23 protein-coding genes are annotated in these 20,795 nt (G+C 63.6%); 16 read left to right on the top strand and 7 right to left on the bottom strand.

Features of this window, described 5'->3' with window-relative positions:
- Positions 1–17 precede the first annotated feature (17 nt).
- Both prmA and PFU01S_RS08660 read right to left on the bottom strand, forming a co-directional pair.
- Complete coding sequence (gene prmA, locus PFU01S_RS08665; protein ID WP_028687163.1) at positions 18–896, bottom strand: 50S ribosomal protein L11 methyltransferase; 879 nt, start codon at positions 894–896, stop codon at positions 18–20.
- A 112-nt stretch (positions 897–1,008) separates the two neighbouring features.
- Positions 1,009–1,464, bottom strand: a complete 456-nt coding sequence (locus PFU01S_RS08660) for a MaoC family dehydratase (protein WP_028687162.1) — start codon at positions 1,462–1,464, stop codon at positions 1,009–1,011.
- A gap of 130 nt (positions 1,465–1,594) precedes the next feature.
- Here PFU01S_RS08660 and PFU01S_RS08655 point away from each other — a divergent pair, with 130 nt between their 5' ends.
- Genes PFU01S_RS08655 through PFU01S_RS08645 form a run of 3 tightly spaced genes read left to right on the top strand, consistent with a single transcriptional unit; the run spans position 1,595 to position 3,270 of the window.
- A complete protein-coding gene (locus tag PFU01S_RS08655; protein ID WP_023534554.1) occupies positions 1,595–1,957 on the top strand; it encodes a CidA/LrgA family protein in 363 nt (120 codons plus the stop codon).
- Positions 1,954–2,670 carry an LrgB family protein gene (locus PFU01S_RS08650; RefSeq protein WP_027915269.1) on the top strand — a complete coding sequence of 239 codons (717 nt, stop codon included), beginning with the start codon at positions 1,954–1,956 and terminating at the stop codon, positions 2,668–2,670. Before PFU01S_RS08655 ends, PFU01S_RS08650 begins: the two co-directional genes overlap by 4 nt.
- 9 nt (positions 2,671–2,679) lie before the next feature.
- Entirely contained in the window at positions 2,680–3,270 is a 591-nt protein-coding gene (locus PFU01S_RS08645) for an LON peptidase substrate-binding domain-containing protein (protein ID WP_028687161.1), read from the top strand.
- A gap of 13 nt (positions 3,271–3,283) precedes the next feature.
- Here PFU01S_RS08645 and PFU01S_RS08640 read toward each other — a convergent pair whose 3' ends face one another.
- Together PFU01S_RS08640 and PFU01S_RS08635 are read right to left on the bottom strand one after the other, a co-directional pair.
- On the bottom strand, positions 3,284–4,600 hold the full coding sequence (locus PFU01S_RS08640) for a bifunctional DedA family/phosphatase PAP2 family protein (protein ID WP_027915267.1): 1,317 nt from the start codon (positions 4,598–4,600) through the stop codon (positions 3,284–3,286).
- Positions 4,601–4,603: 3 nt separating this feature from the next.
- Entirely contained in the window at positions 4,604–5,272 is a 669-nt protein-coding gene (locus PFU01S_RS08635) for a DNA-3-methyladenine glycosylase (protein ID WP_028687160.1), read from the bottom strand.
- 246 nt (positions 5,273–5,518) lie between these two features.
- On the opposite strand from PFU01S_RS08635, the gene PFU01S_RS08630 reads away from it, so the two are divergent.
- From PFU01S_RS08630 to PFU01S_RS08570, 13 genes are all read left to right on the top strand, one after another.
- Entirely contained in the window at positions 5,519–6,790 is a 1,272-nt protein-coding gene (locus PFU01S_RS08630) for a glutamate-5-semialdehyde dehydrogenase (protein ID WP_027915265.1), read from the top strand.
- A gap of 1 nt (position 6,791) precedes the next feature.
- Complete coding sequence (nadD, locus tag PFU01S_RS08625; RefSeq protein ID WP_027915264.1) at positions 6,792–7,451, top strand: nicotinate-nucleotide adenylyltransferase; 660 nt, start codon at positions 6,792–6,794, stop codon at positions 7,449–7,451.
- A gap of 43 nt (positions 7,452–7,494) precedes the next feature.
- A complete protein-coding gene (rsfS, locus tag PFU01S_RS08620) occupies positions 7,495–7,914 on the top strand; it encodes a ribosome silencing factor (RefSeq protein WP_027915263.1) in 420 nt (139 codons plus the stop codon).
- Between the two features lie 10 nt (positions 7,915–7,924).
- Positions 7,925–8,392: a 23S rRNA (pseudouridine(1915)-N(3))-methyltransferase RlmH gene (gene rlmH / locus PFU01S_RS08615; protein ID WP_027915262.1), complete on the top strand. Its 468-nt coding sequence runs from the start codon at positions 7,925–7,927 to the stop codon at positions 8,390–8,392.
- A gap of 16 nt (positions 8,393–8,408) precedes the next feature.
- Entirely contained in the window at positions 8,409–10,298 is a 1,890-nt protein-coding gene (gene mrdA, locus PFU01S_RS08610) for a penicillin-binding protein 2 (RefSeq protein ID WP_027915261.1), read from the top strand.
- 38 nt (positions 10,299–10,336) lie between these two features.
- On the top strand, positions 10,337–11,440 hold the full coding sequence (gene rodA, locus PFU01S_RS08605; protein ID WP_042139378.1) for a rod shape-determining protein RodA: 1,104 nt from the start codon (positions 10,337–10,339) through the stop codon (positions 11,438–11,440).
- Between the two features lie 17 nt (positions 11,441–11,457).
- Entirely contained in the window at positions 11,458–12,468 is a 1,011-nt protein-coding gene (gene mltB / locus PFU01S_RS08600) for a lytic murein transglycosylase B (protein ID WP_028687159.1), read from the top strand.
- Positions 12,468–13,475, top strand: a complete 1,008-nt coding sequence (locus tag PFU01S_RS08595) for a septal ring lytic transglycosylase RlpA family protein (RefSeq protein ID WP_027915258.1) — start codon at positions 12,468–12,470, stop codon at positions 13,473–13,475. The genes mltB and PFU01S_RS08595 overlap by 1 nt, the downstream gene beginning before the upstream one ends.
- Positions 13,476–13,741: 266 nt before the next feature.
- On the top strand, positions 13,742–14,902 hold the full coding sequence (locus PFU01S_RS08590; protein ID WP_023534573.1) for a D-alanyl-D-alanine carboxypeptidase family protein: 1,161 nt from the start codon (positions 13,742–13,744) through the stop codon (positions 14,900–14,902).
- A gap of 72 nt (positions 14,903–14,974) precedes the next feature.
- On the top strand, positions 14,975–15,250 hold the full coding sequence (locus PFU01S_RS08585; protein WP_028687158.1) for a DUF493 domain-containing protein: 276 nt from the start codon (positions 14,975–14,977) through the stop codon (positions 15,248–15,250).
- Positions 15,250–15,897, top strand: a complete 648-nt coding sequence (lipB, locus tag PFU01S_RS08580) for a lipoyl(octanoyl) transferase LipB (protein WP_027915256.1) — start codon at positions 15,250–15,252, stop codon at positions 15,895–15,897. The genes PFU01S_RS08585 and lipB overlap by 1 nt, the downstream gene beginning before the upstream one ends.
- A 2-nt stretch (positions 15,898–15,899) precedes the next feature.
- Positions 15,900–16,916, top strand: coding sequence for a lipoyl synthase (lipA, locus tag PFU01S_RS08575; protein WP_027915255.1), 1,017 nt, complete (start codon positions 15,900–15,902; stop codon positions 16,914–16,916).
- Positions 16,917–17,024: 108 nt separating this feature from the next.
- Positions 17,025–17,963 (top strand): S66 peptidase family protein, encoded by a 939-nt coding sequence (locus PFU01S_RS08570; RefSeq protein WP_028687157.1) that lies wholly within the window; start codon positions 17,025–17,027, stop codon positions 17,961–17,963.
- Positions 17,964–18,049: 86 nt separating this feature from the next.
- Here PFU01S_RS08570 and PFU01S_RS08565 read toward each other — a convergent pair whose 3' ends face one another.
- The 3 genes from PFU01S_RS08565 to holA form a co-directional block, all read right to left on the bottom strand.
- Entirely contained in the window at positions 18,050–19,360 is a 1,311-nt protein-coding gene (locus PFU01S_RS08565; protein ID WP_042139363.1) for a lytic murein transglycosylase, read from the bottom strand.
- Between the two features lie 60 nt (positions 19,361–19,420).
- Positions 19,421–19,585, bottom strand: coding sequence for an alternative ribosome rescue factor ArfA (gene arfA, locus PFU01S_RS08560; RefSeq protein WP_028687155.1), 165 nt, complete (start codon positions 19,583–19,585; stop codon positions 19,421–19,423).
- A gap of 159 nt (positions 19,586–19,744) precedes the next feature.
- Entirely contained in the window at positions 19,745–20,782 is a 1,038-nt protein-coding gene (holA, locus tag PFU01S_RS08555) for a DNA polymerase III subunit delta (RefSeq protein ID WP_023534580.1), read from the bottom strand.
- Positions 20,783–20,795: the final 13 nt, after the last annotated feature.

Genomic DNA, 20,795 nt, shown 5'->3' with positions numbered 1-20,795 from the left:
GGCTATTCTAGGTTCGACTAGCGGCGGCGACCACTGATTCGCACCCAGCCATCGCGAACGACGATAGGGTCCAGGTCGAAATCGGCAGCGTAGGCGGCGGCCACTTCTTCGCCTTGTTCAGCGAGAATGCCCGACAACGCCAGCAGACCGCCCGGGCGGACCAGGCCGCTGAGCTGCGGTGCCAGCGACACCAGTGGCCCGGCCAGGATGTTGGCCACCAGCACGTCGGCCTGCATGGCAGGCAAGTGCTCGGGCAGGTACAGCGCGAACAGCTCGTCGGCAATGCCGTTGCGTTGGGCATTGTCGCGAGAGGCTTCGATCGCCTGCACGTCGATGTCCGTGCCTACCGCTTCGCGCGCGCCCAGCAACAGTGCAGCGATCGCCAGAATGCCCGAGCCACAGCCAAAGTCCAGCACCTGGGTGCCCTGCAACTGCTGACCGTCGAGCCACTCAAGGCACAGCGCCGTGGTGGGGTGCGTGCCCGTGCCGAACGCCAGCCCAGGATCGAGCAACAGGTTCACGGCGTCCTTTTCCGGAGCATCGTGCCAGCTCGGCACGATCCACAGCCGGCGGCCGAAACGCATCGGCTGGAAATTGTCCATCCAGCTGCGTTCCCAGTCCTGGTCTTCGATCACTTCGGCCTGGTGCTGGGGCAGCTCGACGCCCGTCAGCAGGCGCAGGTGCGCGAACACCTGTTCAGGGTTGGTGTCAGCCTCGAACAGGGCCAGCAGGTGGGTGTGCGACCACAGCGGCGTGGTATTGAGGTCTGGCTCGAAGATGGGTTGATCTTCGGCGTCCATGAAGGTGACCGACACCGCGCCGACTTCCAGCAGCGCGTCTTCGTAGGTTTCGGCTTGTTCCGGGCTGATGGCCAGACGTACTTGCAGCCAGGGCATGGCGTGTACCTTTGATAGATCCAGAAGGGCAGCCCAAGGCTGCGCGGAGCCTGGCAGTTTACGCGAGTGCGTAGGGTTTGTAGAGACGCCTGCGCCTGTCAGGTGCCGGTGCCTAGACAAAGCACAGGGACAGGGATTCAGCCCGGTAGGCGGGCTTGTCCTCGTCTTTTATCTCCAGCGTGGCGATGGCCTTGAGCAACCATTGGCCGGGGCGCTTTTGCTGCACATCGGCCAGCTCGACATGCAGGCGCACCTGGCTGTCGACCTTCACCGGCTGAATGAAGCGCACGCTGTCCAGGCCGTAGTTGACGACCATCTTCAGCCCCTGCGGCAAGACCAGGATGTCCTCGATCAGCGTAGGAATCAGGGACAGGGTCAGAAAGCCATGGGCGATGGTGCCGCCGAACGCGGTTTGCGCAGCTCGCTGCGGGTCAACGTGGATGAACTGATGATCGCCAGTCGCCTCGGCGAAACGATCGATACGCTGCTGGTCGATGGTCAGCCAGGCCGAGTGGCCGAGGGACTTGCCGACGTATTGGGTAAGCGCGGTGACCGGCACTAGCGGCATGGTAATCCTCCTGGGTATGAAATGGCACGCGCGTGCAAGATCAGCATGCTTGGCCAGGCCGGTCAAGTTGCGCTCGGCGCGGGCAGCGTGCCCATGCTTATAATGAGCCGCACGCCTGAAGGAGAACGTTATGCTGTTGCGGGGTTTGACCTGGCTGGTGCTGTTCCAGCTGTTGGGGACGGCAGTCAATCATCTGTTGGTTCCCGTCCTACCGGGGCCGATCATCGGCCTGTTGCTATTGCTGGGTTTTCTGATGGTGCGCGGCGAGGTGGGTGCGCCCCTCAACGAAGCTGCCGGCAGCCTGCTGCGTTACTTGCCGCTGTTGCTGGTGCCTCCGGCCGTGGGGGTGATGGTGTATGCCCGTGACATCGCCGCCGACTTCTGGGCCATCGTCGGTGCGCTGTTGATTTCCTGCCTGCTGACGCTGGTGGTGGTGGGCGTGCTGATGCAGAAACTCATTCATCGTCAGGCCCGGCGCGAGGACCAGCCATGATGCTCGACTGGCAAGGCGCATTGGATGCAGTGGTCCACCACCCATTGTTCGGCATTGGCGTGACCCTGGGGGCCTACCAGCTGGTGCTGGCCGGGTATGAGAAGACCCGCTGGATCTTCCTGCAGCCGGTGCTGGTGTCGATGGCCCTGGTGATCGGCGTGCTGCTGCTGTGCGGCATCGACTACGCCGAATACCGCAAGAGCACCGAAATCATGAACATCCTGCTGGGCCCTGCCACCGTGGCCTTGGCGGTGCCGCTGTTCCTGAACCTGCGGCGCATTCGCCAGTTGTTCTGGCCGACCTTGACTACGCTGGTACTCGGAGGCCTGTTCGCCACGGTGTGCTGCCTGTTGCTAGGGTGGTGGTTTGGCGCCGAGCACATGATCCTGATGACCATGGCGCCCAAGTCCGTCACCTCGCCCATCGCGATGCTGGTAGCCGAGCAGATCGGTGGCGTGGCGGCGCTGGCTGCGGTCTTCGTGCTGATTACCGGGGTGATCGGGGCCATTTTCGGGCCTGCCTTGTTGAGCCGCTGCGGTGTGCTCAGCCCTGAAGCGCGGGGCATGTCCCTGGGCATCACGGCCCACGCGGTCGGCACCTCGGTGGCCTTGCAGGAAAGTGACGAATGCGGCGCCTTCGCCGCGCTGGCGATGAGCCTGATGGGCGTGGCAACGGCAGTGTTCCTGCCGCTGGCCGTCAGCCTGGTGGCTTGAGGAGTGATGATGATGCTACCGCTGTTTCCCCTCGACACCGTGCTGTTCCCAGGGTGTTTTCTCGACCTGCAGATTTTCGAAGCCCGCTACCTGGACATGATCGGGCGTTGCATGAAACAAGGCGAAGGCTTTGGCGTGGTCTGCATCGTGGAGGGCGAGCAGGTCGGCAAGGCGCCGCCCGTGGTGGCGTCCATTGGCTGCGAAGCGGTGATCCGCGATTTCGTCCAGCAGGACAATGGCCTGTTGGGTATTCGCGTCGAAGGGGTGCGGCGTTTCGATCTGCAGGCCACCGAGGTGCAAAAGGATCAACTGCTGATGGGGCAGGTGCAGTGGCTGCCTGAGCTTGACGACAGCCCCTTGCAGGAAGCGGACGACGACTTGCTGGCCCTGCTGCTGGCCTTGGGCGAGCACCCGATGGTCGAGGCGCTCGACATGCCCCGGCCTGTGGACGGGCGTCAGGCGCTGGCCAACCAACTGGCCTACCTGCTGCCCTTCACCGAGCAAGACAAGCTGGACTTGCTGGCCCAGGACTCGCCCGAGCAGCGGCTGGGCGAGATCCACAGGTTGCTCGAGCGCATCCAGGGTGAGCTGTTTGCCTGAATAGCGCCTGGCGTCAGTACTGGTACCTGAGCAGGGCGTGTGGCAGGGCGTGGGTGGCAAAGAAAGCCAGCAAGGCGATGCAGGCCGGCAATACCAGCCACCAGACCTTCAGGGGCAGGGCCGGCAGGGTCTGACGGTACTGGGACAACGTCAGGCTGATCGCGCAGACGCAGCAGGCCAGCAGGGCGCCGGCCAGGATGTCGGTGGGCCAGTGTGCACCCAGGTATACCCGCGACAGGGCAATGGCCAATGCCGGAATGCAACCCAGCATGATCCAGGTCAGGCGCATGCGCGGTGGCTGGCCGCGGCCGGCGAGCACCGCCAGCACCAGAAAGAACGCAAACGACGCCGAACTGTGGCCGCTGGGCATACTGTAGCTGGTCAGCGGGTCGGTCAGCACTTCCGGCCGGGCCCGGGCGAACAGCCACTTGAGCGTGCCATTGGCGATGGCGGTGCCCATCAGCGCCCCAGCTGCGAAGAAAGCGTGCCGCCACTGGCGTACCACCAGCAGCAAGCCTGTCAGCAGCCCGCCGAGGAAGAACTGGGTGCGAAAATCCCCGAGCCGCGTCACCACCACCACAGCGCCGTCGATGGCCTGGCTGCGATGCTCCTGGACCAGCGTCATCACCCCGTCGTCGAAGGCGTGCAGGTAGGGCCAGCCAAGAAATACCCCGGCCAAGGCCAGCAGGCACAGGGCACCAATCAGCCGTGTGCCGTGGCGACGGTCGCGGATGCTGGTGCTCAGGCTAAGGCCGATGATCACCGCCAGCGTGCCGAAAATGATCCCGGCCTGGGGCCAGAAGCCTTCGGGCAGGGGCAGGCGCATGGCCGCACCGGTGGCCCAACCGGGCAGCAGGTAGGCGATCGACCACCCTGCGGCTGCAACCAGGCTCACGGCGATGAACCGCAGTAGCGGCATGTCGAACATGCCGGCGACCATTGGCAGCATGGGCCGCAACGGGCCGATGAAACGGCCTACGAGCAGGCTGGCGATGCCATAGCGCTTGAAGTAGGTTTCGGCGCTGCCGATCCATTCCGGGTGGTGCCGCAACACCGGCAGGCGGCGAATGTTCTGGTGGAAATGCTTACCGATCATGTAGGACAGCGCGTCACCCAGTAACCCGCCCAAAAAGCCCAGCAGCAAGGTTTCGCCAAGGCCCAGCACACCGCTACCTGCCAGCACGGCTACCGCAAACAGCAGCACCGTGCCTGGAACGATGATGCCGGCGATGGCCAGGCATTCGATGCACGCGACCAGGAAGATTGCGACGCCAAGCCACTGTGGGTTGGCACCCAGCCAACCGGTCAGGCCGTCGAGCCATTGTTCCATGGTTCAGCTCTCTTGTTCGATGATGGAGAAGTCACGGCCTTCGACCTGGCCGCGCCGCAATGGGTTGCGTGTGCAGAACCGGGCGTATGCGGCGTCGACGAAGCGGTACGGCAGGTGCTCGTCACGCCCGTGGGGAATGCCCAGACGGGCTGCCTGGATCACCCGCGGCACCGGGTTGGCGCAGTCGTCCACATACAGCCGCTGCGGGTCGAAGCGCTGCGCATCCCAATGTGGCACCTTGAGGCCCAGCGCCCGGCATAACAGCGTCTGCCCCGCGCACAGGCGCTCGACGGAGCGCAGGTTGCCGCTGGCGTCGGGGTTGTTCAGGTGCATCTGCGCCAGGCTGTCGGGCCCTGAGAGGGCGTCCTGCCACGGGTAGGCGGACTTGATGAGCACCGCATTGCCGGGGCCCTGGGCGCTGAAGTTCAGGGAGTCGCCGCCGCGGGCGTAGTACATATAGATGTGTCCGCCATCGAGAAACAGCGCCTTGCGCTTCTCGGTGTAGCCCAGCGACGCATGGCTACCCTTGTCGGTGAGGTAATAGGCCTCGGTCTCGATGATGCGGGCGGCAAGCCACAAGTTGCCCTGGCGGTGGCGAATGACCTTGCCCAGCAGGGCTTTGGCCAAGGTTTGGGCGTCGCGGTCGAAAAAGCTGTCTGGCAGTGCTGGCATGCAAGGGCTTCGCAGGCTAAAGGCATGAGGGTAACAGGCGCTACCTTAACCGAATCTGAAACCTTCGAACATGTGACGGCGCAGGGCAGAGATTTCCACAGAGTTCTGCTTCCTTATGGATAAGACCGGTTACATCTTTCCTACAGATTTGCCACAGCTTTTTCTACCATCCGCCACCCACCGCTGGGCGTACACCTGCGCGACAGTTATAATCAGCCGTTTCCCCACCGCCAAGACACCGAGCCCATGACTGAGTCCGTTCTTGACTACATGACCCGCCTGGGTCGCGCAGCCCGTGAAGCCTCCCGGGTAATCGGCCGTGCCAGCACCGCGCAGAAGAACCGTGCCCTGCACGCTGCCGCCGACGCGCTGGATGCAGGCCGTGACGCGCTGATCGCAGCCAACGAGCAGGACTTGGCCCATGGCCGTGCCTCTGGGCTGGAAGCCGCGTTGCTCGACCGCCTGGCCCTGACCCCGGCGCGCATCGACGGCATGATCACCGGCCTGCGGCAGGTCGCCAGCCTGCCGGACCCGGTCGGCGCCATTCGCGACATGAGCTACCGCCCATCGGGTATCCAGGTCGGCAAGATGCGCACGCCGCTGGGCGTCATCGGCATCATTTACGAATCACGCCCGAACGTCACCATCGACGCAGCCAGCCTGTGCCTGAAGTCAGGCAATGCCACGATTCTGCGCGGCGGCTCCGAAGCCATCCACTCCAACCGCGCGATTGCCGCCTGTATCCAGCGCGGCCTGGCGGCGGCGGGCTTGCCCGCCGCCGTGGTTCAGGTGGTGGAAACCACCGACCGCGAGGCGGTGGGCGCGCTGATCAGCATGCCCGAGTTCGTCGATGTCATCGTACCGCGCGGTGGCCGGGGCCTGATCGAGCGCATCAGCCGCGACGCACGGGTACCGGTCATCAAGCACCTCGACGGTATCTGCCATGTCCATGTCAGCCAGCATGCCGACCTGGACAAGGCCTGGCGCGTGGCGTTCAACGCCAAGACCTACCGCTACGGTATCTGCGGGGCGATGGAAACGCTGCTGGTGGACCAGCTGGTCGCCGAGCGCTTCCTGCCCGAAATGGCGCGCCGTTTCCAGGAGAAAGGCGTTGAGCTGCGCGGTTGCGAGCGTACCTGTGCGCTGATCGACGCGCACGCGGCCAGCGAGGACGACTGGCACACCGAGTACCTCGATGCCGTACTGTCCATCCGTGTGGTGGACAGCCTGGATCAGGCCATCGAGCACATCAACCACTACGGTTCGCACCACACCGACTCGATCATCACCGAGCATCAGGGGGAGGCGCGCCAGTTCATGGCTGAAGTGGACTCGGCCTCCGTCATGCTCAACACCCCGACGTGCTTCGCCGACGGGTTCGAATATGGCCTGGGTGCCGAGATCGGCATTTCCACCGACAAGCTTCACGCCCGTGGCCCGGTCGGCCTCGAAGGCCTGACGTGCGAGAAATACGTGGTGATCGGCGACGGTCAACTGCGCGGCCAGGAGTCCTGCTGAGTTGAGTCAGGCCCAGGCAGTTCGCCGCGTCGGCATTCTTGGCGGCACCTTCGACCCGGTCCACATCGGCCACCTGCGCAGTGCGCTGGAAGTCGCCGAGTTCATGGCCCTGGACGAGCTGCGCCTGTTGCCCAATGCTCGCCCGCCGCACCGAGACACGCCGCAAGTGGCCGCGCACGATCGCCTGGCCATGGTGCAGGGCGCCGTCGCGGGCGTTGCAGGCCTGAGCGTGGACGCGCGTGAACTGGCACGGGACAAGCCGTCGTACACCATCGATACGTTGGAGTCGATCCGTGCCGAGCTTGCCGCTGACGACCAGTTGTTTCTGGTGCTGGGCTGGGACGCCTTCTGCGGACTGCCCGGCTGGCACCGCTGGGAAGAACTGCTGCAACACTGCCACATCCTGGTGCTGCAACGCCCGGATGCGGATGTAGACCCCCCCGACGAACTGCGCAACCTGCTGGCTGCCCGTTCGCAGAGCGATCCCACCGCCATGTCCGGCCCGGCGGGAAACATTTCGTTCGTCTGGCAGACACCGCTTGCGGTGTCGGCTACACAGATCCGACAGCTGCTGGCCAGCGGCAGGTCGGTGAGGTTCCTGGTGCCGGACGCCGTACTGGCCTACATCGAGGCGCACGAACTGTATCGTGCGCCCAACTGACGGTGCCCCTGGCACCTCATCCTACGAGTTGAACGAGTTTTATATGACCAAGCAGAAAATTTACGGCGACGAACTGGTCGCAGTGACCACGGCAGCGCTGGAAGACGTCAAGGCCCAGGATATCCAGGTCATCGACGTGCGTGACAAGCACAGCCTGACCGATTACATGATCATCGCCACCGGTACCTCCAACCGTCAGATCAACGCCATGGCCGAGAAGGTCCGCGAGGCAGTCAAGGCCAAGGGCGCCCAGCCTCTGGGTGAGGAAGGCAAGGGCGACAGCGACTGGGTGCTGCTGGACCTCAACGATGTCATCGTGCACATGATGACTGCGGCTGCACGCCAGTTCTACGACCTCGAACGCCTGTGGCAGGGCGCCGAGCAGAGCCGCGCCGCCGATGGCAAGCACCACAGCCCGGACCATGTCCACGAGTACTCCGACAAGCTCAAAGATCGCGAATAAGGAAAGCGCCGTGCGTCTGCGCCTGATCGCGGTTGGCTCGCGCATGCCGAAGTGGGTCGAGGAGGGCTGGCATGAGTATGTCAAGCGCCTGCCGGCCGAACTATCGCTCGAGCTGGTGGAAATACCGCTGAACACCCGCGGCAAGAATGCCGACGTCGCCCGCCTGATTCGCCAGGAGGGCGAAGCCATGCTCAGCAAGGTGCAACCCGGGGAGCGCGTCGTAACCCTGGAGGTCCATGGCAAGCCGTGGAGCACCGAACAGCTGGCAGGTGAACTGGACCGCTGGCGCCTGGATGCGCGCACGGTGAATCTGATGGTGGGTGGGCCCGAAGGGCTTGCGCCGCAAGTGTGCGCCCGCGCCGATCAGCGCTGGTCCCTGTCGCCGCTGACCTTGCCGCACCCGCTGGTCAGGATACTCATCGGCGAGCAGGTCTATCGGGCCTGGACGGTGTTGTCCGGGCATCCCTACCACAAATGAGCCTGTAAGCAGCCCGATGTCGCAGCCGATCCGCCTCAAGGACCACGAAAAAGACGCCCGTCTGGTGCGCAACCGCGTCGTGGTCGGCGCCGTGGCGGTCATGCTGCTCATCTGCGTGCTGATTGCGCGGCTGTATTACCTGCAGATCATCCAGTACGACTACCACTCCACGCTGTCTGAGAACAACCGGGTGCACGTGCAGCCGATTCCGCCGACACGCGGGCTGATCTTCGACCGCAACGGGGTAGTGATCGCCGACAACCGGCCCAGCTTCAGCCTGTCCATGACCCGTGAGCGTGCGGGAGACTGGCAGCAAGTGCTGGACAGCATCGTCGAGATACTGGAACTCACTCCAGACGACCGCGCACTGTTCGAAAAGCGCATGCGCCAGGGACGCAGGCCGTTCGAGCCGGTACCCATCCTGTTCGAACTCAACGAGGAACAGATCGCCCGTGTGGCGGTGAACCAGTTCCGCTTGCCAGGGGTGGAGGTGGTCGCCCAACTGGTGCGTCACTATCCACAAGGGGCGCATTTCGCGCATTCGGTGGGCTACGTCGGGCGTATCAACGAGAAAGAGCTCAAAACCCTGGACCCTGTGAACTACAGCGGCACGCACCACATCGGCAAGACTGGTATCGAGCGGTTCTACGAGGCCACGCTGCACGGCCAGGTCGGCTACGAAGAAGTCGAGACCAACGCCCGCGGCCGTGTGCTCAGGGTGCTCAAGCGTACCGACCCCAAGCCTGGCAAGGACATCGTGCTGAGCCTGGACATCAGGTTGCAGGAAGCGGCCGAAGCCGCCCTGGCCGGGCGCCGTGGTGCGGTGGTGGCGCTCGACCCACGTACCGGCGAAGTGCTCGCCATGGTGAGCCAGCCCAGCTTCGACCCCAACCTGTTCGTCACCGGCATCAGCTTCAAGGCCTATGCCGAACTGCGTGATTCGATCGACAGGCCGCTGTTCAACCGCATCTTGCGCGGCCTTTATCCGCCCGGTTCGACGATCAAGCCAGCCGTGGCCATCGCCGGCCTGGACAGCGGCGCGGTGACCCCGAGCAGCCGTGTGTTCGACCCTGGGTACTACCAGCTGCCCAACTACGATCACAAATACCGTAACTGGAACCGCTCGGGTGACGGCTGGGTGGACCTGGACACCGCCATCATGCGCTCCAACGACACCTACTTCTACGACCTGGCCCACAAGATGGGCATCGACCGGTTGTCCAGCTACATGAACAAGTTCGGCATCGGTCAGCGGGTGTCGCTGGACATGTTCGAAGAGTCCGCAGGGTTGATGCCGTCGCGGGAGTGGAAGCGGGCTACGCGCCGGCAGGCCTGGTTCCCGGGCGAAACCCTGATCCTGGGTATCGGCCAGGGCTACATGCAGGCCACGCCTCTGCAATTGGCCCAGGCGACGGCGCTGATTGCCAACAAGGGTGTATGGAACCGGCCACACCTGGCCAAGACCATCGAAGGGGAACCGCCGGTGGATGAAAACCCGATGCCGGACATCGTGCTGCGCGACAAGGCCGATTGGGCGCGTGTGACCCACGGCATGGAGCAGGTGATGCACGGCGCGCGCGGTACCGCCCGCAAGGCTGCCATCGGTGCCCAGTACCGCATCGCCGGCAAAAGTGGTACCGCACAGGTGGTGGCCATCAAGCAGGGCGAGAAGTACGACCGCAACAAACTTCAGGAACGTCACCGCGACCACGCCTTGTTCGTGGCCTTCGCACCGGCAGAAGACCCCAAGATCGTGGTGTCGGTCATGGTCGAGAACGGCGAGTCGGGCTCTGGGGTGGCCGCGCCTGTGGTGCGCCAGATCATGGATGCCTGGCTGCTGGACGAAAACGGCCGGCTCAAGCCTGAGCTTGCGCCGGTTACCGCTACTCAGGAGTCGCCGCTGTGATGAACAATTTCGATCGCATGCTCTCCAGCGAGGATGTGATGCGTCGGCGCGCCAGCTTCCTGCAGCGCATCCACGTCGATGGTCCCCTGCTGATCATCCTCCTGACCCTGGCCGCGGGCAGCCTGTTCGTGCTGTATTCGGCCAGCGGCAAGAACTGGGACCTGTTGCTCAAGCAGGCCACCTCGTTTGGCATCGGCCTGGTATCGATGTTCGTCATCGCCCAGCTCGAGCCAAGGTTCATGGCGCGCTGGGTGCCACTGGCGTACCTGACCGGGGTATTGCTGCTGGTGGTGGTGGACGTCATGGGCCACAACGCCATGGGTGCAACGCGCTGGATCAACATACCCGGGGTGATTCGCTTCCAGCCCTCCGAGTTCATGAAGATCATCATGCCGGCAACCATCGCCTGGTACTTGTCCAAGCGCACCCTGCCGCCGCACCTCAAGCATGTGGCCATCAGCCTGGTACTGATTGGCGTGCCTTTCATTCTGATCGTGCGCCAGCCGGACCTGGGGACGGCGTTGCTGATTCTGGCCTCCGGTGCCTTCGTCCTGTTCATGGGCGGCCTGCGCTGGCGCTGGATTCTCAGCGTGTTGGCGGCAACGGTGCCGGTGGCGGTGGCCATGTGGTTTTTCGTGATGCACGACTACCAGAAGCAGCGGGTGCTGACCTTCCTCGACCCGGAGAGCGACCCGCTGGGCACGGGCTGGAACATCATCCAGTCCAAGGCGGCGATTGGGTCTGGCGGCGTATTTGGCAAGGGGTGGCTGCTGGGCACGCAGTCGCACCTGGACTTTCTGCCTGAAAGCCACACCGACTTCATCATCGCCGTGCTGGGCGAGGAGTTCGGCCTGGTGGGCATTTGCCTGTTGCTGATCGTGTACCTGCTGCTGATCGGGCGTGGCCTGATGATCACGGCGCAGGCACAGACATTGTTCGGCAAGCTGCTCGCTGGCAGCTTGACCATGACGTTCTTCGTATACGTATTCGTCAATATCGGGATGGTAAGTGGCCTTCTGCCCGTCGTCGGCGTGCCCTTGCCCTTCATTAGCTATGGCGGAACTTCATTGGTGACGCTGCTGTCAGCGTTTGGCGTTCTGATGTCGATCCACACGCATCGAAAGTGGATCGCACAGGTTTGAATAAGGTGAACAATTACATGCAAGCAGTGCGTAACTGGGCTACCCGTTGTGCGCCGTGGTTTGGTGCGGTGAGCCTGTTTGGCGCTGTACAGCTGGCCGAGGCCGGCGACTACGACAACTCGCCCCAGGTGGCCGAATTCGTTGGCCAGATGAGCCGCGACCATGGTTTTGCCCCAGAACAACTGATTGGCGTGTTCCGTGAAGTGCAGCGCAAGCAGTCGATCCTCGATGCGATTTCGCGGCCAGCCGAACGGGTCAAACCCTGGAAGGAATACCGCCCGATGTTCCTCACTGACGCGCGCATTGCGCGGGGCGTGGACTTCTGGCGCCAGCACGAAGCCGTGCTGGCAAGGGCCGAGCAGGAATATGGGGTGCCGGCACAATACATCGTGTCGATCATTGGCGTTGAAACCTTCTTCGGGCGCAACACGGGCAACTTCCGAGTGCTCGACGCGTTGTCCACCCTGGGCTTCGATTATCCCCCACGCGCCGAATTCTTCCGCAAGGAACTGCGTGAGTTCCTGCTGCTGGCCCGTGAAGAACAACTCGATCCCCTGACCCTCAAGGGCTCCTATGCCGGGGCCATGGGGCTGCCGCAGTTCATGCCCAGCAGCTTTCGCAACTACGCCGTGGACTTCGACGGTGATGGGCACATCAACATCTGGACCAACCCCGATGATGCCATCGGCAGCGTGGCGAACTACTTCAAGCGCCATGGCTGGATGGCCGGGCAGAGCGTGGTCAGCCGCGCCACCGTGCAGGGCGAGCGCGCCGATCAAGGCCTGACCACCGGTATCGAGCCGGCCAGCACGGTCGGGGAGTTGCGTGCCCTTGGCTGGTCGGTTCATGATTCGCTGCGCGATGATCTGCCCGTCACGGCCTTCCGCCTGGAGGGTGAGAACGGCCCCGAGTACTGGGTGGGCTTGAAGAATTTCTACGCGATCACTCGCTACAACCGCAGCGTGATGTATGCCATGGCGGTGCATCAGCTTGCGCAACAGCTGGTCCAAGCACGGGGCGTCAACTAATGCGCGCAATTTTCTCTACCACTTCCTTCAAGCTGGTCACCTGCGCCGCCATCGGCCTGGCGTTGGTCAGTTGCTCCTCCAGCCGCCCGGCGCCCAAGAGTTCCAGCGGCGCGAGCGTGGTGCGCAGCCAGCCCGGCCTGGACATCAACCGTGCCCACAAGGACGGTGCGCCGTGGTGGGATGTGGACGTCAACAAGATCCCCGATGCCACGCCCACCCTGCACACCGGCAACTACAAGGCCAACCCCTATACCGTCCTGGGCAAGACCTACTACCCGATGCAGGATGCGCGCAACTACCGCGCCGAGGGCACGGCGTCGTGGTATGGCACCAAGTTCCATGGTCAGAACACCGCCAACGGCGAGCTGTACGACCTGTACGGCATGAGTGCCGCGCACAAGACGCTGCCATTGCCCGCCTATGTAAAGGTGACCAACCTGGCCAACGGTCGCAGCGTCATCCTGCGGGTGAACGATCGCGGCCCGTTCTATTCCGATCGCATCATCGACCTGTCGTATGCGGCGGCGAAGAAGCTGGGCTACGCCGAAATCGGCACTGCCCATGTGCGCGTCGAAGGCATCGACCCCCAGCAGTGGTGGGCTCAACGTGGCCAGACGCCGCCCATGGTGCTCAAGGAGCCCCAGGTGGCCCAGACCCAGGCGATCCCGGCCAGCTCCGGTCGGGTAGAGCAGTGGACGCCACCGCCGCAGCAGCATGCGGCGCCGGTGGTGCCGGTGCAGGTCGGTGGCAACAACGTGCCCGCCGGCACTGGCGGCAGCTTCCTGCAGGTCGGCGCATTCGCCAACCCCGATGCGGCCGAGCTGCTGCGCGCCAAGCTCAGCAGCATGGTCAGCGCACCGGTGTTCATCAGCTCGATCGTACGCAACCAGCAGACGCTGCATCGCGTACGCCTGGGGCCGATCAACAGCGAGGGTGAAGTCCAGCAGGCGCAGAACAGCATCCGCCTGGCGAACCTGGGGCAGGCCAAGTTGGTCACAGCTGACTGACCAGGCGTCCCGACAGGGTGACTGACCCCTCGCGCACGCTATGAACAGCCTGCGGGTGGGGTCCACCTATGGACAAGAGCGGTGCAAAGTGGCGGTTTTGTCATGAATTGACAGGCCCAGCCATGTACAATGCCGGTTTTGCCCGCAGCGGCACCCTGTCGCACGTTGCCGGGCCAGGCCCCAGGCCAATAACTAGACTGACCGGTGCTGGGCCGTGTGCTTGCCCAGAAAACATCTCCAGACCATTAGCGATTTTCGAGAGACGGATGAACATCACCAACCTTGCCAAACGACTTTGCTTGCCCGTATTGCTCCTGCTCACCCCGGTGGCCTTCGCGGCCGAGCAGATGACGCCCGCGCCGCCTCAACTGGCAGCCAAGTCCTACGTACTCATGGACGCGTCCAGCGGCAACGTGCTGGTCGAGAACAACGGTGACGAGCGTCTTCCGCCAGCCAGCCTGACCAAGCTGATGACCGCCTACATCGCCACGCTGGACATCCGCCGTGGCCAGATCGGCGAAAACGACCCGGTGACCGTCAGCGAAAACGCCTGGCGCACCGGCGGTTCGCGCATGTTCATCAAGGTGGGCAGCCAGGTGACCGTCAGCGACCTGCTGCACGGCATCATCATCCAGTCCGGCAACGATGCTTCCGTCGCCCTGTCCGAGCACATCGCCGGCAGCGAAGACGCTTTCGCCGACATGATGAACAAGACCGCTGCCGACCTGGGCATGACCAACAGTCACTTCATGAACCCCACTGGCCTGCCGAACCCGGAGCATTATTCCTCTGCTCACGACATGGCGATCCTGGCCCGTGCGATCATCAACGTCGACCCGGCCCACTACGCCATCTATTCGCAGAAAGAGTTCTTCTGGAACAACATCAAGCAGCCTAACCGCAACCTGCTGCTGTGGCGTGACAAGACCGTGGACGGTCTGAAGACCGGCCACACCGAAGAGGCTGGCTACTGCATGGTGGCATCGGCCGTACGTGACGGCCAGCGCCTGATCGCCGTGGTGTTCGGTACCAACAGCGAGCAGTCCCGCGCTGCCGAAACCCAGAAGCTGCTGACCTACGGCTTCCGCTTCTTCGAAACCCAGACCTTCTATCAGAAGGGCACCGAGCTGACCAAGGCTCCGGTCTGGAAAGGCGCCACCAGCGAAGTCAAGGCCGGCCTTGCCGAAGACCTGACCATGACCATGCCCAAGGGCCAGCTCAAGCGCCTGCAGGCTTCGATGACCATGAACCCGCAACTGACCGCCCCCATCGCCAAGGGTGACGTGATCGGCAAGGTTGAAGTCAAACTGGACGACAAAGTGGTTCACAGCGCCGACCTGATCGCCCTCGATGGCGTCGAGGAAGGTGGTTTCTTCCGCCGTATGTGGGATAGCATCCGCCTATTCTTCTACGGGTTGTTCAACTGACACGTGACCTGCACGCCCCCGCGTGATCGCGGGGGTGTTGTTGTTGCCACGGCTTGCGAGGCCGTTTCCGCCATGAGCGAACCAGACGTCAAGTCTCACAAAATCGAATTTCCCTGTGCCGATTACCCGATCAAGGTCATCGGTGACACCGTTGTCGGCTTCAAGGACACCGTGATCGAAGTGCTCAGCAAATACGCCGAGGTCGATCTTTCCACGCTGGCCGAACGCCAGAGCAAGGAAGGCAAGTACACCACTGTGCAATTGCACATCGTGGCCGTAAGCGAAAATCAGCTCCACGACATCAACAGCGCCCTGCGTGCCACCGGCATCGTGAAAATGGTGCTCTGATGCCCGGTTGCCTCGGTGTCCGCGAGCTTGGCCTGCAGCCCTATGAACCGGTGCTCGAGGCCATGCGGCGTTTCACTGAGCAACGCACTGCCGATACCCAGGATGAAGTCTGGCTGGTCGAGCACCCGCCGGTCTTCACGCAAGGGCAGGCTGGCAAGGCCGAGCACCTGCTGGTGCCGGGCGATATTCCCGTGGTGCAGACCGACCGGGGTGGCCAGGTGACCTATCATGGGCCAGGCCAGCTGGTGGCCTATCTGCTGCTGGATGTACGCCGCCTGGGCTTCGGCGTACGCGACCTGGTCAGCCGCATCGAGCGCAGCCTGATCGCCCTGCTCGATGGCTACGCGGTGCAGGCCGCTGCCAAGCCCGATGCACCGGGTGTGTATGTAGACGGCGCGAAGATCGCTTCGCTCGGCCTGCGTATCCGCAACGGCCGCTCCTTTCATGGCCTAGCCTTGAACGTGGACATGGACCTGGCGCCCTTTTGCCGAATCAACCCCTGCGGTTATGCGGGGCTGGCGATGACCCAGCTGCGTGACCTGGCAGGCCCGATCGAACTCGACGAGGTCAGGACAAGGCTGCGCGAACAGCTGGTCAAGCACCTCGACTACGCAGAGCAGACGACCCTCACGGGCGGAATCGACTGAATATGACTACTGTGCAAGAAGCCGTGCCGAACCTGATCCCAACCCAGGACGCTACTGCGCGTTCCGCCCCCAAAAAGGTCGAAGCCGGGGTCAAGCTGCGAGGCGCCGACAAGGTCGCGCGCATCCCGGTCAAGATCATCCCCACCGACGAGCTGCCCAAGAAGCCTGACTGGATCCGCGTGCGTATCCCGGTCTCGCCCGAGGTAGACCGCATCAAGCAACTGCTGCGCAAGCACAAGCTGCACAGCGTCTGCGAAGAAGCCTCCTGCCCGAACCTGGGCGAGTGCTTCTCGGGCGGCACCGCCACCTTCATGATCATGGGCGACATCTGCACCCGCCGCTGCCCGTTCTGCGACGTGGGGCATGGCCGTCCCAAGCCGTTGGACCTGGACGAGCCGAAGAACCTTGCGGTGGCCATTGCCGACCTGCGCCTGAAGTACGTGGTCATTACCTCGGTTGACCGTGATGATTTGCGCGATGGCGGCGCCCAGCACTTTGCCGACTGCATCCGCGAAATCCGCGCCTTGTCCCCAGGCGTGCAGCTCGAAACCCTGGTTCCGGACTACCGGGGCCGTATGGACGTGGCGCTGGCGATCACGGCCCAGGAGCCGCCGGATGTGTTCAACCACAACCTTGAAACCGTGCCGCGCCTGTACAAGGCCGCTCGCCCGGGTTCGGACTACGACTGGTCGCTGGACCTGCTGCAGAAGTTCAAGCAGCTGGTACCGCATGTGCCCACCAAGTCCGGCCTGATGCTCGGGTTGGGCGAAACCGACGAAGAAGTGATCGAGGTCATGCACCGCATGCGCGAACACGACATCGACATGCTCACCCTGGGTCAATACTTGCAGCCATCGCGCAGCCACTTGCCAGTGCAGCGCTTCGTGCACCCCGACACCTTTGCCTGGTTCGCCGAGGAAGGCTATCGCATGGGCTTCAAGAACGTCGCTTCCGGCCCGCTGGTGCGCTCGTCCTACCACGCCGACCAGCAAGCGCACGAAGCCAAGATCAAGCTCTGATCTGACCGTGAATAGAGAAATGCCGATGCGCCGCAAGGCCGCATCGGCATTTTTTTTTCTGCCAGCCAACCCGTAAGCTGTCCGGGACAAGCCGTATGGAGTTGCCCGATGAAGTGCGTTGAACCTTCTGCCTTGCCACTGCGCAAGGCCATTGCGCCCGATGCCTGTTTTGCCGTGGTTGCCCCGGCAGGCCCCGCGCGTCTGGATGTGCACAAGGCGACCCGGTGGTTCGCCGAGCGCGGCTACCGCTGCCGGGTCTATCCGGGTGCGACCCAGGCCGAAGGCTACCTGGCAGGCGCCGATGCGCAGCGACTACAGGACCTGCACGACGCCTTCCGGGACCCGTCCATCGACGCGGTCCTGTGCATGCGTGGCGGCTACGGCAGTATGCGCCTGCTGGACAGGCTCGATTTCGAGCTGTTGCAAAACCACCCCAAGCCCTTGATCGGCTACAGCGATATCACCGCCTTGCATGCGGCGCTCTACCGCCATACAGGGATGATCAGCTTCCACGGAGCCATGCTCAACGCCGACCTGTTGGGGGGCAAGCAGGCACCGACCGAATCGTCGCTGGTGGCGCAGCTGAGCGGGCACCTGGCAGCCGGTGACCCGATCACACACCCGGCGCAGTTCCCCTTGAACACCGTCATCCCCGGCCTTGCCAGTGGCCCGCTGCTGGGGGGGAACCTGTCGATGCTGGGTGCGACCCTGGGGACCTTGGCAGAGCTGGATACCCAGGGCTGCATCCTGTTCATCGAAGATGTGAACGAGCCGTTGTACCGGGTCGATCGTCTGCTGACGCAGTTACGGCTGGCCGGCAAGCTGGAAGGCATCAAGGGTGTGCTGGTAGGGGACTTCGCTGGCATTACCGCGGCGGCACTGGCACCGCTGCTGCGCGACACGTTCGGCCCCTTGGGCGTACCAGTACTGGCCGGGTGGCGCAGTGGACACTGTGACCCCAATATCTGCCTGCCGCTGGGTGCCCGAGTGACGCTGGACAGCGAACGGCAGCGCCTGGTGCTTGAGCAGGCGCTGTTCCAGGCGTGAGCCTGGCGCCAAGGCCACCCCAGGCAGACGATTACCGTTGCTGGGGTAGCTGACCCGTACCATCGCCAGTAAGCGTAAGCCTACGGCTACCGTAGGCTCTCCAGGAGCTTGTGCGTCGGATAACCATCGGCTGGCCAGCCCAGGCCCTGTTGGGCGTTACGGATGGCCTTGCGGGTGTTGGCGCCAATGATCCCGTCGGCGTTACCCGCATCAAAACCCTTGGCATTGAGCAAGTTCTGCAACTCCATGCGCTCGCTGCGGCTCAGGGGCGTGTCGTCCTTGGGCCAGCTGCCAGCGATGAAGCCCCAGCCGGTGAAGCGATCGCTCAGGAGGCTGACGGCCAGCGCGTAGGCCGATGAGTTGTTGTACTTGAGAATGGCGCGGAAGTTGTCGAGAACCAGAAATGCTGGGCCTCGCGCACCAGCGGGCAGCAACAGGGCGGCTGGCAGCTCATTGCTACCGGCTGGCAACTGCGTACCGGCAGGCAGTGTCAGGCCCATGGCCAACCATTCGGCGATAGGCTTGCGCGAGGTCCCGTCAGCTTGCCAATAATCGAAGCCTGCCGGTACCTGCACCTCGAACCCCCAGGGTTGGCCACGCTTCCAGCCTGAGCTTTGCAGGTAATGTGCGGTGGAGGCCAAGGCATCGGGCGTGCTGTTCCAGATATCGCGGCGGCCATCGCCGTCGAAATCCACGGCATGGGTGTTGTAGGTGGTCGGGATGAATTGGGTCTGGCCCATGGCGCCGGCCCAGGAGCCGCGCATCGCGTCGGCTTGGATATCGCCGTGCTGGATGATCTGCAGGGCGGCAATCAGCTGGTCCTGCGCAAACTGTGGACGTCGCCCTTCATAGGCCAGGGTGGCCAGGGAGCGGATCACTGACTTGCTGCCCTGGAACTGGCCGAAGTTGCTTTCCATGCCCCATACCGCGACCAGGATCTGGCGATCGACGCCATAGCGCTGTTCCAGACGGGTCAGCAGCTCGGCGTTATGCTCCAGCAGCCTTTTGCCGTTGCGTACGCGCAGGGGCGACAAGGCACCTTCCAGGTATTCCCAGACTGGCCGGGTGAATTCTGGCTGACTTCGGTCAGCCTTGATCACGTCCATGTCGGGGGTAACGTCGAGAAACGCCTTGTCGAAGACGTCGGGGGCAATGCCCGCTTGCAGGGCCTGCTGGCGGAAACCTGCTTGCCACTGGGCGAAGGTTTGGGACGGCTGGATATCTGGGTTGCTGTCTGGCGCCTTGCCAGGTGCATTTACGACGGGGGCCGGCTGCGCCTGGGCGAGGGGCAATGCATCGGCTGCCGTGGGTTTTTCCGCACAGGCAACGAGCAGGATGAAGCTGGAGGCCGCAACGAGCTGGCGGGTTTCCCAGCGAGGAAAAAGACGGTAGAGCATGCACAGGTCCAGGTCTGCAGGTCAGGTGATGACCATATCATGCCTGCGCTACGGATGCCTTCATGCCGCCAAAAAGTAAGAAGCCTCCCAATCTCTCGATTGGAAGGCTTCGCGGCGGTAGCTGCCCTTGCCTTTCTCCGGTCGTTCCTGACGGCAACGGAACAGGGGCTGGGCGATGATGGACTTGGCCTTGTTGTGGCCTTGCTTGTTCGGCTTTTTGCTCATGAAGGCGGTTCCTGTGTTCGGACATTGCAGGCTGCATTGTGCAGGGTTGGCCGGGGTCAGGCCAATTGATTGTTTATAGGGTGAGCGTGATCTGGCCGTTTCATGAGGTGGCGTGCCGGCGGTGGCCAACAAGCGCGTGCGCTACAGGCAGGGCACCGGCTATTGGGCAGGCAGTGCCAGGCGCTGGCCGGCCATCAGCAGCGCCAGGCGCGCCAGGCCCGTCCAGGGTGAACCCTGTGCCTGGCCCTTGATCTGGGCGTCGATACGCTGAGCGTCCTGCAGCAGCTGTGGCCAGCGTTGCGCAGGTAACCGCTGCAGGGCCTTGCTGACCAGGGGGCGGCGTTTGTCCCAGATCGGCGGGCGTGCCTGGCTGAAGGCCTTGTCCAGGGGAACGCCTTGACTGAACAGTTGGGCCAGGCCCGCCAGTTGCCGCAGTTCACGGGCCAGGGCCCACAGAATCACCGGCGGCTCCACCCCTTCGCCGCGCAGGCCTTCGAGCATGCGCAAGGCATGGGCGGCTTCACCCTTGAGAATGGCGTCTACCAGCCCGAAGACGTCAAAGCGCGCGCTGTCCGCCACCGCAGCCTGGACGGTTTCCAGGGTGATGACGTTGCCCTCGGCCAGCAGCTTGAGCTTTTCGATTTCCTGCGCGGCAGCGAGCAAGTTGCCCTCCACGCGCGCAGCAATCAGGTCCACGGCATCACGCTGGGCGCTCAGGCCTGCCTGTTGCAGCCGCTGATTGATCCACTGAGGCAGCTGATGCGCGTCCACGGGCCATATCTGGATGAACTGGCAGTGATCACCCTCGACCAGTGCCTTGCCCCATTTGGTCTTCTGCGCGCTGGCGTCGAGCTTTGGCAAGCTGATCAGCAGCAGCGTGTCTTCGGCAGGGCGGGCGCAGTATTCCAGCAATGCAGCAGCACCCTTGTCGCCCGGCTTGCCCGAGGGCAGGCGCAGTTCCAGCAGGCGTCGCTGGGCGAAGAGCGACAGGCTCGCACCCGCTTGCAGCAGGGTGCCCCAATCGAAGTTGGCATCGGCACTGAACACCTGGCGCTCGTCGAAGCCTTGCTGGCGGGCGGCGCTGCGGATCGCGTCGGCCGCTTCCTGGCACAGCAACGGATCATCGCCGCTGACCACGTAAACGGGCGCGAGCGAGCCTTGCAGGTGTTTGGTGAGTTGAGCGGGGGCGAGTTTCATGGCATCGGGGGGC

The organism is Pseudomonas fulva NBRC 16637 = DSM 17717 (assembly GCF_000730565.1).
In the GTDB taxonomy this organism is placed as follows: domain Bacteria; phylum Pseudomonadota; class Gammaproteobacteria; order Pseudomonadales; family Pseudomonadaceae; genus Aquipseudomonas; species Aquipseudomonas fulva.
Note: the sequence above shows the minus strand (reverse complement) of the source record. Positions and strands in the feature narration are given on the sequence as shown.